1 protein-coding gene is annotated in these 615 nt (G+C 41.0%); it reads left to right on the top strand.

Going from position 1 to position 615, the window contains the following annotated elements; genetic code table 11:
• Positions 1–615, top strand: a 615-nt coding sequence (locus IE124_RS34315) for a hypothetical protein (protein ID WP_229833193.1), incomplete at both ends; no start/stop codon positions are given.

Below are 615 nucleotides of genomic sequence, written 5' to 3'. Positions count from 1 at the left end.
AATCATAGAATTTGTCTGGAATCATAAAAGACCTCGTATTGCAAAAGCAATCCTGCGCAAGAAGAATGGAGTAGGAGGCATATCACTCCCTGATCCCAAGATATACTATAAAGCTGTGGTCATCAAAACAGCATGGTATTGGCATAAAAACAGACATGTGGACCAATGGAATAGAATAGAGACCCCAGAAATAACCCCGAAAGCTTACAGCCAACTGATCTTTGACAAAGGATATCAGTCAATCCATTGGGAAAAGGAAAACCTCTTTAGTAAATGGTGCTGGAAAAACTGGGTATCCACCTGCAGAAAGATGAAACTGAACCCCCATCTTTCACCACTAACAACAGTCAACTCAAAATGGATCAAAGATCTTAACCTAAAACCTCAAACAATAAAACTACTGGTGGAAAATGCTGGGGAAACTCTGGGGGACATTGGAGTAGGCAAAGACTTCTTAAATAAGACTCCCAAAGCACAGGCGATAATCCCTAAAATAGACAAGTGGGACTATATTAGACTAAGAAGTTTCTGCACAGCAAAGGACACAGTAACAAGTGTGAACCGACAACCCTCAAACTATAAAACTACTGGTGGGAAACACTGGGGAAACTCTGG

The sequence above is a fragment of the Streptomyces narbonensis genome (assembly GCF_014649015.1).
Classification (GTDB): Bacteria; Actinomycetota; Actinomycetes; order Streptomycetales; family Streptomycetaceae; genus Streptomyces; species Streptomyces narbonensis.
Note: the sequence above shows the minus strand (reverse complement) of the source record. Positions and strands in the feature narration are given on the sequence as shown.